The organism is Pedobacter sp. T50_32 (genome assembly GCF_057652195.1).
Map to the genome: position 1 here is coordinate 212,489 of NZ_JBYFBY010000002.1, position 13,362 is coordinate 225,850.

15 protein-coding genes are annotated in these 13,362 nt (G+C 37.3%); 6 read left to right on the forward strand and 9 right to left on the reverse strand.

Annotated features, from left to right (window positions below; all coding sequences use genetic code 11):
• The first annotated feature begins 26 nt into the window (after positions 1 to 26).
• Positions 27 to 728, forward strand: coding sequence for a BT1926 family outer membrane beta-barrel protein (locus AC23ME_RS06240; protein WP_487726896.1), 702 nt, complete (start codon positions 27 to 29; stop codon positions 726 to 728).
• A 152-nt stretch (positions 729 to 880) separates the two neighbouring features.
• Here the strand turns inward: AC23ME_RS06240 and AC23ME_RS06245 are convergent, their stop codons facing one another.
• Entirely contained in the window at positions 881 to 2,071 is a 1,191-nt protein-coding gene (locus tag AC23ME_RS06245; protein WP_487726897.1) for a BaiN/RdsA family NAD(P)/FAD-dependent oxidoreductase, read from the reverse strand.
• A gap of 350 nt (positions 2,072 to 2,421) precedes the next feature.
• On the opposite strand from AC23ME_RS06245, the gene AC23ME_RS06250 reads away from it, so the two are divergent.
• Together AC23ME_RS06250 and purE are read left to right on the forward strand one after the other, a co-directional pair.
• The gene (locus tag AC23ME_RS06250; protein ID WP_487726898.1) at positions 2,422 to 3,561 is read left to right on the forward strand and encodes a 5-(carboxyamino)imidazole ribonucleotide synthase; all 1,140 of its coding nucleotides are present in this window, start codon (positions 2,422 to 2,424) and stop codon (positions 3,559 to 3,561) included.
• A gap of 83 nt (positions 3,562 to 3,644) precedes the next feature.
• Positions 3,645 to 4,127, forward strand: coding sequence for a 5-(carboxyamino)imidazole ribonucleotide mutase (purE, locus tag AC23ME_RS06255; RefSeq protein ID WP_487726899.1), 483 nt, complete (start codon positions 3,645 to 3,647; stop codon positions 4,125 to 4,127).
• Between the two features lie 126 nt (positions 4,128 to 4,253).
• On the opposite strand, the gene AC23ME_RS06260 is transcribed toward purE, so the two are convergent.
• On the reverse strand, positions 4,254 to 4,817 hold the full coding sequence (locus tag AC23ME_RS06260) for a YqgE/AlgH family protein (protein WP_487726900.1): 564 nt from the start codon (positions 4,815 to 4,817) through the stop codon (positions 4,254 to 4,256).
• Between the two features lie 113 nt (positions 4,818 to 4,930).
• On the opposite strand from AC23ME_RS06260, the gene pdxH reads away from it, so the two are divergent.
• Both pdxH and AC23ME_RS06270 read left to right on the forward strand, forming a co-directional pair.
• The gene (gene pdxH, locus AC23ME_RS06265; protein WP_487726901.1) at positions 4,931 to 5,581 is read left to right on the forward strand and encodes a pyridoxamine 5'-phosphate oxidase; all 651 of its coding nucleotides are present in this window, start codon (positions 4,931 to 4,933) and stop codon (positions 5,579 to 5,581) included.
• 173 nt (positions 5,582 to 5,754) lie between these two features.
• Positions 5,755 to 6,480: a polyprenol monophosphomannose synthase gene (locus AC23ME_RS06270; RefSeq protein WP_487726902.1), complete on the forward strand. Its 726-nt coding sequence runs from the start codon at positions 5,755 to 5,757 to the stop codon at positions 6,478 to 6,480.
• A 90-nt stretch (positions 6,481 to 6,570) separates the two neighbouring features.
• Here AC23ME_RS06270 and AC23ME_RS06275 read toward each other — a convergent pair whose 3' ends face one another.
• The 7 genes from AC23ME_RS06275 to proS form a co-directional block, all read right to left on the reverse strand.
• Positions 6,571 to 7,080 (reverse strand): YdeI/OmpD-associated family protein, encoded by a 510-nt coding sequence (locus AC23ME_RS06275; RefSeq protein ID WP_487726903.1) that lies wholly within the window; start codon positions 7,078 to 7,080, stop codon positions 6,571 to 6,573.
• Positions 7,081 to 7,165: 85 nt separating this feature from the next.
• Positions 7,166 to 8,026 carry a TIGR02757 family protein gene (locus AC23ME_RS06280; RefSeq protein WP_487726904.1) on the reverse strand — a complete coding sequence of 287 codons (861 nt, stop codon included), beginning with the start codon at positions 8,024 to 8,026 and terminating at the stop codon, positions 7,166 to 7,168.
• Positions 8,027 to 8,049: 23 nt separating this feature from the next.
• Positions 8,050 to 8,406: a helix-turn-helix domain-containing protein gene (locus AC23ME_RS06285; RefSeq protein ID WP_487726905.1), complete on the reverse strand. Its 357-nt coding sequence runs from the start codon at positions 8,404 to 8,406 to the stop codon at positions 8,050 to 8,052.
• Between the two features lie 4 nt (positions 8,407 to 8,410).
• Entirely contained in the window at positions 8,411 to 8,704 is a 294-nt protein-coding gene (locus AC23ME_RS06290) for a type II toxin-antitoxin system HigB family toxin (RefSeq protein WP_487726906.1), read from the reverse strand.
• 81 nt (positions 8,705 to 8,785) lie between these two features.
• Positions 8,786 to 9,925, reverse strand: coding sequence for a cystathionine gamma-synthase (locus AC23ME_RS06295; RefSeq protein WP_487726907.1), 1,140 nt, complete (start codon positions 9,923 to 9,925; stop codon positions 8,786 to 8,788).
• A 90-nt stretch (positions 9,926 to 10,015) separates the two neighbouring features.
• Positions 10,016 to 10,720, reverse strand: coding sequence for a hypothetical protein (locus tag AC23ME_RS06300; RefSeq protein WP_487726908.1), 705 nt, complete (start codon positions 10,718 to 10,720; stop codon positions 10,016 to 10,018).
• Between the two features lie 119 nt (positions 10,721 to 10,839).
• Positions 10,840 to 12,312 carry a proline--tRNA ligase gene (gene proS, locus AC23ME_RS06305; RefSeq protein ID WP_487726909.1) on the reverse strand — a complete coding sequence of 491 codons (1,473 nt, stop codon included), beginning with the start codon at positions 12,310 to 12,312 and terminating at the stop codon, positions 10,840 to 10,842.
• 106 nt (positions 12,313 to 12,418) lie between these two features.
• On the opposite strand from proS, the gene AC23ME_RS06310 reads away from it, so the two are divergent.
• On the forward strand, positions 12,419 to 13,357 hold the full coding sequence (locus tag AC23ME_RS06310; protein WP_487726910.1) for a hypothetical protein: 939 nt from the start codon (positions 12,419 to 12,421) through the stop codon (positions 13,355 to 13,357).
• Positions 13,358 to 13,362: the final 5 nt, after the last annotated feature.

Below are 13,362 nucleotides of genomic sequence, written 5' to 3' on the forward strand. Positions count from 1 at the left end.
TATGCGGTTTTAAAGACATATATAACATGAAAAAAATTTTATTAGTATTCGGCTTAGCTATCGCTGGCCTTTCGGCAAATGCCCAGAGTGAATTTAAACCTACAAAAGGTGATGTAACTACCGAATTTGGACTTACTGGTGGTGTTTTAAATTCAGGATTTAACTTAAATGAAGCTGGAAGCTTATTAAGATTTCGCTATTTCACGCAAGAGAAAACTGCAGTACGTTTAGGTTTTAACTTAAGCAGCAATAAAGAAACTGCAAATGCTTACGGTGCTAATGGCGAAACAGGTAATGCTAAAAGAAGCGAAACCAATTTCTTGTTAAACGTAGGTTTAGAGAAACATTTCACAGGAACAGAACGTCTTTCTACTTATGTAGGTGGTGATGTTTTATTTGGTTATGGAAATCAAAAAGATAGCTACACTAACTCTAACAACAACTTTGGTAACCCAACTTACGTAGCTAATGTTTCTGGCGAATTTAAAGGGCCAAGCACTTTAGGAATTGGTTTAAGAGCTGTTGCTGGTGCTGATTATTATTTCACTAAGAAAGTATTTTTAGGTGTTGAAGGTGGTTTCGGTTTCCTTTATCAAAAAGAAGGAAAAACTACTACAAGTACTACTGTAGCTGGTAACACAACGACAAATACGTCTGAGTCTGCAGGAAACTCATTCTCGATTGAACCATCAGTAATTACTGGCGTTCGTATCGGTTTTGTTTTCTAAGATTAGATAAACTTATTAGGAGAAAGGGGCTTTTGCCCCTTTTTTGTTAAATAAAATTCTCGTCATTGCGAGGTACGAAGCAATCTTAAAGCGATATGAATAAGCCATAGTAGTAAGATTGCTTCGTACCTCGCAATGGCGTTTCAGTTGAATTACAAATTCTGCGCTATCACAAAACCACTTGCCCAAGCCCACTGGAAATTATAACCGCCTAACCAACCTGTAACGTCAACACATTCGCCGCCGAAATAGCAGCCTGGTAGCTTTTTACTTTCTAATGTTTTTGAAGATAGTTCGTTCGTGTCAATTCCACCACGCATTACCTCTGCTTTGTCGTAACCTTTATCCCCTGCTGGTTTCACTTTAAAATGATGGATGGTTTGTTCCAAAGTTTCCATTTCTGCTTTGGTTAAATCGGCGATGGTTTTTGTTAATGGTAGAAATTTACCTAAAGCATCAGCAATTTTTTTGGTATAAAATTTATTCAACAAAGTTGATAATTGGATACGCCCATTCTGTTGGCGTTCAGCAGTTAGCACTTCAGTTATGTTTTCATTTGGCAGTAAATCGATTTCAATCTCCTGCCCTCTGCGCCAATAACTAGAAATCTGTAAAATCGCTGGACCACTTAAACCCCAATGCGTAAATAAAATATTTTCCTCGAAGCTCATTTCGTCGTTACTTACCCTACAAAAAACTGAATTACCAGATAATTGCGAAAACCAAGCTTCGTCTTTACCTGTGATGGTTAACGGAACCAAAGCAGGTGCGGTTTCGATGATATTGAGTTGATGTTTTTTAGCAAATTTCAAGGCAAAATCTGTAGCTCCCATTTTAGGGATAGGTAAACCACCTGTTGCAATAACTAATTTCGGAGCAGTTAAAGTCTTTGCTTTGCCGTTGAATTGATAGTTGACTTGGTATTCGCCTTTTTCATTGTCTATGGAAATAACTTCTGAATTGCATATAATTTGTTGTTCCATTTCTTCGCAGAGCAATGTAAAAACTTCAACTACATCTTTTGCATTTTTTCCATCAGGAAACAGCTGACCTAATGTTTTCTCAGCTCCATAAATGCCGTAAGTTTCAAAAAAGCTAATGGTATCTTCCACTGTCCATTGTTTGAAGGCAGATTTCACGAAATGTTCATTAGCAGAAATAAATTGCTCGCTGGTAGCACCGATGTTTGTATAGTTGCAGCGGCCACCTCCAGAAATTAGGATTTTAGCGCCTAGTTTGTCGCTTTTTTCGAGTACAATAACTTTTTTGCCTAAATAACCAGCCTGTACAGCACACATTAATCCGCAAGCACCAGCACCAATAATTATTGCATCGTAATCCATTTTTAGTTGAAAGTAAAAGGTTGAAAGTTAAAAGTAGTGCAAAAGTAAAAAATGATACGCACTTGTTTTGTAGTTTGCTTTGCGTTCTTTGCGAAGCTCTTATTTTTCTTTGCGTTAAAAATTAACCGCAAAGGATTTGGGAGTTTGCGCAAAGTGACGCTAAGTTATAGCTAGACTTTTCTTAAATAGCCCTGACAGTAGCGAGCATCCCGATTTTATCGGGATAAAGCGGATGGCAGGACTATCGGAAAATAGTAGCACAACAAATCCGCTTCTAATTATAATCTAATGAATATTTTACTCGAATGGTGTACTAATTTTTGCTATTTTTACGCCAAATTTAAGCGATAATGGCAAAACAGATTAGCGAGTTAAAACTAGGTATTTTAGGCGGCGGACAATTGGGTAGAATGTTAATTCAGGAAGCAATTAACTACAATTTGACAACTTTAGTGCTAGACCCAGACGCTGATGCTCCGTGTAAAAACATTGCCAATTATTTCGAAAATGGCTCTATCACCGATTTCGATACGGTGTACAACTTCGGGAAGAAAGCGGATATTATTACCATCGAAATTGAGAAGGTAAATGTTGATGCGCTTGAACAGTTGGAAAAAGAAGGAAAATTGGTTTATCCGCAATCTCGTGTGATTAGATTAATTCAGGACAAAGGTGTGCAAAAGCAATTTTTTAAGGAAAATGATATTCCTACAGCTCCTTTTATGCTCGTAAATTCGAAGGAAGATTTGAGCAGTGGCAAATTCCCTTTCCCATATATTTTGAAGCTTCGCAAAGATGGCTATGATGGTAAAGGTGTAATGAAAATTAGCAACGCTAACGATGTTAAAAATGCTTTTGAAGCACCTACCTTAATTGAAGAACTGGTTCATTTTGAAAAGGAAATTGCGGTTATTGTTGCTAGAAATGCCAATGGCGATGTGAAAACTTTCCCGATGGTAGAAATGGAATTTAATGCCGAAGCTAATTTGGTTGAGTTCTTGATTTCGCCATCTACTTACCCAGAAAGTATCCAAGAAAGAGCAGAGAAAATTGCTAAAGATATTGCTGCTGCATTAAACGTAACAGGTATTTTAGCGGTAGAAATGTTCATCACTAAACATGGCGATATTTTAGTGAATGAGTTGGCTCCTCGTCCGCACAATAGCGGGCACCAAACTATTGAGGGTAACTACGTATCTCAATTTGGGCAGCATTTAAGGGCTATTTTTAATTTACCATTAGGCGATACCCGTTCTATTTCGAATGCTATTATGGTAAACGTATTAGGTGAAAAGGGTCATGAGGGCGTAGCTAAATACGATGGATTGGAAAAAATCATGTCTATTGAAGGTGTTTACGTGCATCTTTACGGCAAAAAATATACTAAGCCTTTCCGCAAAATGGGCCACTTAACTATTGTTGACCAAAACCGTGAGAAGGCAATTGAAAAAGCGAGGTTTGTACAGCAAACTTTGAGAGTGATTTCTTAAGGAACAAGGATAAAAGAACAAAGATTAATGATTGGGTTGGAAGACAAAACAACCAACCATCTAAAAAACAAAACAACCATAAAATGAAAGTTGGTATTATCATGGGCAGCAAGTCGGACTTGCCTGTAATGCAAGATGCGGCAGATGTTTGCAAGGAATTCGGCGTTGATTTCGAAATTACAGTGGTTTCGGCGCACCGTACGCCAGATAGAATGTTTCACTACGCTAAAGATGCTGCTAGTCGTGGTATTAAAGTAATTATTGCTGGTGCTGGTGGTGCTGCGCATTTGCCTGGCATGGTAGCTTCAATTACTACTGTTCCTGTAATTGGTGTTCCTGTAAAATCTTCAAATTCTATTGATGGTTGGGACAGTATCCTTTCTATTTTACAAATGCCAAACGGTATCCCTGTAGCTACGGTTGCTTTAAATGCAGCTAAAAATGCTGGTTTATTGGCTGTGCAAATATTATCGACTGCAAAACCTGAGTTGGCTGAAAAAATGCAAGCTTATAAAGACGATTTAAGAGCAAAAGTTGAACAAACTGCTGCCGAAATGGAAGGATAGTCCCCCAGACGAGAAAGTATTTTAGTCCGGAAGCTATAAACAGCTAGTCTTTCGGACTTTTTTATTTTGCAACGATATAGAGAATTACACTTTCGGACTTTTCTGACTGACAACTTTCGGTCTAATCTAATTCAAATTCGGGTCTGTTGGGAAATTACTCACATGAGCGTATTTAGGTCCAAGGTTGATAATCACTTCCTTCCAAAGCTCTTCTTCATTTTGTGAGAATAAAGTTTCTTCATGATATTGGTCTGAAACAATCCAAGTATTTGTGGCCAATTCACTTTCCAATTGGTTTAAACTCCAGCCAGAATAACCTAAAAAGAACTTCACCTCTTCTTCCTCTATACTATTATTGTTGATAAGCACCTTCAGTGTTTCAAAATTTCCGCCCCAATAAATGCCTTCAGCTATTTCTTCGCCACTATTTAGTTTATCATAGCAACGATGAATAAAATGAATGGTATCTATTTCCACCGGACCGCCAATAAAAACTGGAAAATCTGCTTCCCACAAATCAGGAATTAAATCTTTAACTACCAAATTACTTGGCTGATTTAATATAAAACCGATAGTTCCCTGCCCGCCGTGCTCTGTAAGCAAAATCACTGACCGCTTGAAGTTCGGGTCTGCCAAAAACGGTTCCGAAATTAATAACTTACCCGCCGAAGGATTTAATAGGCTTAACATAATGTTAAGTTAGCAAAATATAGTAAAATCGCCAAAAAATGATTGTAAGCACAGCTGACATTTATTCTTATAAATATTAAAAAGTATCCGCTTACAAACCTTACTTTTGTTCTATGAAACTGACCAAAGAAGCAATACAAAACTTAAGACAAGATTATAAAGCTGCTGAATTAAGTGAAAACGATATCGTTAAAAATCCGATAGAGCAATTTGAAAAATGGTTTTCTGATGCTGTAAGTGCAGAGATTTTCGAACCCAACATAATGACATTGGCTACGGCAGACAAGTCGGGTAAACCGAATGCTAGAATTGTATTATTAAAAGGTTTTGACAAAGATGGTTTCAGTTTTTACACCAATTATTTAAGCCAAAAAGGTAAAGAAATAAAGAAAAATCCTTTAGCGTGTTTAGTTTTCTTTTGGGGAGAATTAGAACGTCAGGTTCGTATTGAAGGTAAAATAGAGAAATTAGACAAAGAAACTTCAGAAGCATATTTTAATTCTCGTCCTGTCGGTAGCCAAATTGGCGCAATTGCTTCGCCTCAAAGCCAAGTGATTGCAGATAGGAGCATTTTAGAAAACAAAGTTGAAGAATTGACACAACAATATGAAGGTAAAGCAATTCCGAAACCTGCACATTGGGGCGGATATATTGTTAAACCAACAGTTATCGAATTTTGGCAAGGTAGATCTAGCCGTTTACACGATAGAATTAAATATACTTTTGTAAATGGAAGTTGGAAAATTGAACGTTTAGCACCTTAGCGTATACTTTAACACAATTTAACGAAACCGCTAGCTATAAACATCGATTTAAATTCATTACTTTCGCACAATCTTGTTAAACATTAAGGAATGAAGATAAATTAAGGGGTCTAATAAAACTTAATCCTTCTCAACTTCTTAATGTTTCATATTAAATATTAAAACCGAGCAACTTGTCCGACAGCTTAGTCATTATCCCTACTTATAACGAGAAAGAGAATATCGAAAAGATTATTCGCAAGGTTTTTTCGTTACCGTATTTATTTGAGGTATTGATTATTGACGACGGCTCTCCCGATGGCACTGCGCAGATTGTGAAAGGTTTACAAGATGAATTTCCAGCGCTACATATCGAAGAGCGTAAAGGCAAATTGGGTTTAGGCACAGCTTATATTCATGGCTTTAAATGGGCTTTGGCAAAAAAATATGAGTACATTTTCGAAATGGATGCGGATTTTTCACACAATCCGGATGATTTGATTAAACTTCGTGATGCTTGTGTAAACGGAGCAGACTTATCTATTGGTTCTCGTTATGTAAAAGGCGTGAACGTGGTAAACTGGCCGATGGGACGTGTATTGATGTCTTATTTTGCCTCGATGTATGTTCGTATCATCACAGGGATTACAATTCAAGATGCCACTGCTGGTTTTAAATGCTATACTAAAAAAGTACTGGAAACTATCCCGATGGAGAAAATTAAATTTGTGGGTTATGCTTTCCAGATTGAAATGAAGTTTACAGCTATTAAATACGGTTTTAACGTAGTTGAAGTTCCTATTATCTTTACAGACAGAACTGAAGGTACCTCTAAAATGAGCACCCGTATTTTCAGGGAAGCTTTCTTAGGTGTAATACAAATGAAAGTGAGTAGCTGGTTTAGGAATTACAAGAGATAATTGGTTCACTAGTCATTAGTTCATTTGTTTAGCTAGACACCAATCATCATATCAGCGAATTATCACATCTTCAATTGAACTGATACCTGCCTACTTCTCCTTCTTATTACTCCTTAACATTAAGCCAAAATCTTGCTTTTTTGCCATTGCATCTACAATCATAATTAAACGTTTGGTTCTAGTGAATTCTGTTTTTGCAGTATTAAGCCAAACAATAAAATAGTTTTGATGCGATTTAGTGTAGGATAAAAAATGCTCTAGCAATCCATCCTCTTGTGCCAAACAAACCTCCAAATCTTCGGGCATTTCAATTTTAAAATCTACATCGTGCTCCAAAGAAAGTGAAACTGGATTACCTGCTTCTTTTCTCAATTGTTTACGGATTTTACCATCTAGCGGTAAGATAAAATCTCCACCACCCATTGGTATTAGACTTTTACCGCTAATTTGGAAGTTATCAATTTGTCCTCTCACACGAAAACCTCTCTTGTCGTCAGCCTTTATCTGCTGCGCAATAGCTTCTGGAACAAAAATATAGCTCCAGCCAGTTTTCTCGCCGTTGCTATCAAATTTTTCTATTTCAGCGTTGAAGTTTACCATTCTTAAAGTTTATAGGTTTTACGTGATAAGTTATAAGCTGTATGACTATCCAAACAACTAAAAAACGAAATATCCAACCAACCGACTAAAACTCCCCTTCTACTCCCAAACCAAACAGTGCAAAATCGTATTTTACTGGATCTTCAGCATCGAATTCTTTTAAACGTGCTGTTAATTCAACAGCAGTTAGCCAATCGGTTTGCTTACGTTCGATTAAACCGAAATGTCGAGCTACGCGGTCAACGTGTACATCGCAAGGGCAAATTAAATCTGCCGGACGAATGGTATTCCAAATCCCGAAATCAACACCACAATTATCTTTACGAACCATCCACCTTAAAAACATATTCAAACGTTTACACGTAGATTTTTGCTTTGGTGAGGAAACATGCTTAATCGTTCTACGAGGAAAATCTGGTAAGCTAAAGAAATACGAACGGAAATGATTTAAAGCTTTCTCTATCGTAAAATCGGCAATAATTAAATCTGAAGTATAACAAGTGGAGGACGTCAGCTCATAGCCAGATGCTATTTCTTCAACACTTAAATAATCTGTTCTATAAGTTAAGGCCTGAGGAATGAAAGCCGTTTCTAATGAATTTGATTGTTGATAATGCTGCTGAAAGAAAGCTACAAAATATAGTAAGTCAGTATCGTTAAACGTACGGTGTTTGAAACCCAACAGACCTTTCAAATCGTTATCAGAATGATGCAACATAAACTGATAAGGTTGATTGTCCATCCTTGCCAACAGTTCGTTACATTTATTAATGATGGTTTTGCGCTGTCCCCAAGCTAAAATTGCCGCAAAAAAAGCGGCAATTTCGATATCTTGTTTCAAACTATACTGATGCGGAATACTAATCGGGTCATTCGTGATGAAATTAGGCTGATTGTACTGAGCCACTTTTGCATCTAGAAATTCCTTTACATCTGTAATTTGCATATTAAGTTAAACGATTAACCAAGTTAATAAGCTTGTATCAACACTTCTGAAGGAATATGTAGAGCAGCACTTAACTTTCTAATCATTTCTAAAGAAAGTTTTCTCTTTTTACTTAATATCTCGCTTGCTCTACTTTTTAAACCTATTACTTCAGCTAAATCATTCTGTGTAAAATCCAATTGTTCCATTCTAAATTTAATGGCTTCAATTGGGTCTGGTAATTCAATTGGAAAATTTTCATTTTCATAGTTTTCAATTAAAATACCTAAAATTTCTAGCTCATCACCTTCTTCAGTCCCTTTATTTGCATCGAATATCAATTCCAGTCTTTCTAGAGCTAAATTGTAATCGTTTTCTGTTTTAATGGGTTTCAAGTTCATATCTTCAAACTTTATTAGCATCTATCTTATCGTATTCAGCGTGTGTTCCTATAAATCTAATCCATACCATTTGATAATCGAAATTCACTTTCACTATTAAACGATAGTTATTACCTTTTATATTAAAACACATCCTATTATCATTGAGAATACTAGCACTAGGATAATCGTTTTTTATCTCGTTAAAATTCTTCCACTCATTCTTATCCACCTCTTTATACCACGATTTTAATTGCTGCTCACAATCCTTATGGTTTTCCCAAAATTCACGCAATATTTTTTTAGCTATAATTCTCAATAAAAATCTAAATTAAGCAAATATAAGAAAAGTTCCCAAAAAGGGAACAATAAAGTAATATACAGTTAAACGATTAACCTTTTAAGCTAACGCTTGTTCCAAATCAGCTAATAAATCGTCTATATCCTCTACTCCTACGCTAAAACGCAATAAGTTATCGGTTACCCCAACTTTTTCACGCTCTTCTTTAGGGATAGAACCATGTGTCATACTCACAGGGTGATTTACCAAACTTTCTACGCCACCTAAAGATTCTGCCAATGAGAAAACTTTAAAGCGAGAAGCAATACGGAAAGTTTCCTTTAAATCTGCATCTTTCAATGTTATAGATACCATTCCACCAAAACCACGCATTTGCTTTTTAGCAATATCGTGATTAGGATGGTCTTCGAAACCTGGCCAGTAAATTTTGTCAATTTTTGAATGATTTCTCAAGAAATGAGCTACTTTTTCTCCGTTTTCGCAATGCGCTTTCATACGCAAATGCAAAGTCTTAATCCCTCTTAAAACCAAGAAAGCATCTTGAGGACCAGGAGTAGCACCACAAGCGTTATAAACGAAGAACAAATCTTTATATAATTTTTCATCGTTAGTCAACAAAGCCCCCATCACTACATCAGAGTGACCGCCAATGTATTTAGTAACCGAGTGCATTACCACATCAGCACCTAGATCAATTGGGTTTTGCAAATATGGCGATGCAAAAGTATTGTCAACCGTCAAAAGGATATTATTGGCTTTCGTAATTTTTGCAACTCCCTCAATATCAATAATACGCATGGTTGGATTAGTTGGAGTTTCTATCCAAACCAATTTAGTTTTTTCATTGATAAATGGTGTGATATTCTCAGGTTTCGATAAATCTAAAAAATGGAATTTGATGCCGTAATTCTGGTAAATCTTGGTGAAAATACGATAAGAACCGCCATATAAATCATTTCCAGTAATTACTTCATCGCCAGGCTTTAACAATCTTAGCAAACAATCTGTAGCACCCATTCCGCTGCTAAAAGCCAAACCAAACTTGCAGTTTTCTAATGCAGCTAAGCAGTCTTCCAAAGCTTTACGAGTTGGGTTGGTACCTCTAGAATACTCGTAACCCTTATGGTCGCCTGGAGAAGCTTGCCAATAAGTCGAAGTTTGATAAATTGGGGTCATGATTGCTCCTGTAGTAGGATCTGGTTCTTGACCTGCGTGTATAGCTTTAGTTGCAAATTTCATCTTTTAATTATTTTAACCATATAGAAACATAGGTTTGTTATGTTTAAGATATTCTAAAATATCCTATGTGCCTATGTGGTAAATTTTAAACTATAAATTATTATTCTGTTGTAATTCTGCTTTAAACTGGTAACCTAATCGCTTTCCCGTAGGATAACCACTCGCAGCCAAGGTTGTTTGCTTTTGATGTAAAGTAATATCCTTCACGGATGCGTAAGGCGGCAATTGCAAATCCATTTCCATACAATTTAAAATTGCCAGCTCAAATATATGTGTTAAAACTTCTTCGTTGATTTCGCTTTCGCTAAAAGCTTCGTATAAGAAACCTAATTGCCCTTCACCTTCTACGATGAAACGTTTTTCTCTATTCACTAAGATACGAGCTACCAAAGTACCCTCATCAGCTAAGCGATTATATTTAATAGAATCAGCTAAAAAATTGTGAATGTAGATTACTCCACAATAGCTTAAACTCGGGTTAGACCTGATATAACTTGAGGAATAGATACGATGTCCTTCTTCAAAATTAAAAACATTACTATGCATAGATAACAGCAACATATCTCCAGAGAACTTAAGTTCTGCTTCAAATTGATGCGCATCTTTATAAGCTATTTCTACAGATGGATCTTTAACGGCATAATCTTGATGTAGTCGCGAAGCAAGTTTAGACAACGCTTTTTTAGCAATCGCAAAAACATCAACCGTGCTTCTATAAATTTCCTGTTTTAAAGATGCTTTGCTTTCAAGCTTACCGAGAATAAGCTGATAGCTAGTTGTTTCTTTTTCTTCCATAATATAAATTATGCATCACGTAATTTCGAGTAACAGTTTATAGCGAAAGCAATCTTATAACGATTAACAACCATGCTATCACTTTAAGATTGCTTCGTTCCTCGCAATGACCAAACTGTCTAGTAAGCTTTCGCAAATAATACTCTTTGTTTAGATGGTTTACCCGTTAAAATACATACGCCATCTTCCAATTTATTATCTAAAGGAATACAACGAATGGTTGCTTTAGTTTCCTCTTTGATGCGTTTTTCTGTTTCCGCTGTACCATCCCAATGTGCAGAGATAAATCCTGTTTTAGTTTCTAGCAAGTCTTTAAACTCCTCATAAGAGTTAGCTTCGGTGATATGCTCATCTCTGAATTTCAAAGCTCTGTCATAAATGTTTTGCTGAATTTGTGCTAACATTTGGAAGATATACTCCGCTAAACCTTCCTGAGGAACTGTTAGCTTTTCTTTAGTATCTCTACGAGCTAGCTCAACCGTACCATTTTCCATATCTCTAGCACCAATAGCCAAACGAATAGGCACACCCTTTAACTCGTATTCTGCGAATTTAAATCCTGGACGTTGGCTGTCTCTATCATCATATTTTACAGAGACGCCAAAACCTTTTAAACGAGGAATTAATTCATCTACAAAGGCAGAGATTTTTTGCAGTTCTTCATCACCTTTATGAATTGGAACAATAACCACCTGAATAGGAGCCAATTTAGGAGGAAGCACTAAACCACTATCATCACTATGGGCCATAATTAGCGCCCCCATTAAACGAGTAGAAACTCCCCAAGAACTTGCCCAAACGTACTCCTGTTTACCTTCTTTGCTAGTAAATTTCACATCAAATGCTTTAGCAAAATTCTGACCTAGAAAGTGAGAAGTACCTGCCTGTAAAGCTTTACCGTCTTGCATCAAAGCTTCGATACAGTAGGTGTCTAATGCACCCGCAAAACGTTCTGTTTCTGTCTTTTTACCTTTCACTACAGGTACGCCCATCCAGTTTTCCGCAAAATCGGCATACACGTCTAGCATTTTCTCAGTTTCCTCAATTGCTTCTTCTGCTGTAGCGTGAGCGGTGTGACCTTCTTGCCACAAAAACTCGGTAGTACGCAAAAACAAACGAGTTCTCATTTCCCAACGCACCACATTGGCCCATTGATTTACCAAAATAGGCAAATCACGATAAGATTGGATCCAGCCTTTATAAGTGTTCCAGATAATAGTTTCTGAAGTTGGACGAACAATTAGTTCTTCTTCCAATTTAGCTTCTTCATCTACAATGATGTTACCAGTTCCATCATTTTTTAAACGATAGTGAGTTACAACAGCGCACTCAGTCGCAAAACCGTCTACATGAGAGGCTTCCTTCGAAAAATAAGATTTTGGAATGAACAAGGGAAAGTACGCATTGCTATGACCTGTTTCTTTAAATTTATGGTCTAAAACTGCCTGCATCTTCTCCCAGATCGAGTATCCGTACGGCTTAATAACCATACAACCCTTTACTGACGAATGTTCTGCCAGGTCGGCTTTTATAACAATTTCGTTATACCATTGCGAATAATCTTCACTTCTACTCGTAATACCTTTGCTCATAACTTATTTGGAACGTTTTTTGTGTTAAAAATCTTGTATTAAAGGCTACAAATCTATAAATTTATAGTCACAATTTAATTAGCACACAAATTAAAACCTAAATACGATGAGAGTTAATCAATTTTTCACCAGCACGCTTGCAGCAGCTTCTCTTTTGGTTGCTTCTTGCTCTACACAGAAAATGGCTACCAATAGTGCCGATGATGTGTACAACACAACGGCGCAAGCACGGGTTTATAAATATGCCCCGCCTGCGCAAACTGCTCAGATAGATACTTCCCGTTACGATCCAAATTATAAAAATAGTAATCCTGAATACGATATGGATTATGCTTCGAGGATCGACAGGTTCTATTACGGCAGCCCGAATAGAGTTTATTTTGATGATTATTATAATTTTTACGGTTATAATTCTTGGTATAATCCATACGATTGGTCTTTAGGCTTTAACTATGGCTGGGGCTTTAACCGTTGGATGAACCCATTTAATTCTTGGGCATATTACGGTAGTCCGTACCACTGGAATACCTGGGGACCTTATTCTTACTGGGGCGGCGGCTTCGGTTGGGGAGGAGGCTTTGGCTGGGGCGGTGGTCTCGGTTGGGGCGGCGGTTACTGGGGAGGTGGCGGCTGGGGAGGCGGCGCAATTGTTAGAAATGACAATTATAGAGCTAGACCAAACCGCGGTGCTGAAAATGGTATCGGTGTTAGACCTAACGGATCTGTAATTGATAGAGGTGCTAGAACTGGTGGTAATACAAGTATTGTTGGACGTACAGGCTCAAGACCAGAATCGTACAACCCTACCACTACTACAAACGGCACGTCATCTAGAGGAACTAGTAATTCTGGTGGCAGACCTAGTAGAGTAGGTAACAGTGGCGACTATAGACCAACGCGTACTACAGAAAGTTCAAGACCTTCTTATTCTCCACCTCCACAATCTTCATCTGGTAGTAGCAGCGGTAGAACAGGCGGTAGTTCTGGAGGAAGTAGTTCTTCTGGCGGTGGCGGCGGTAGGCCGACTAGAGGCGGAGGCAGATAATTCCT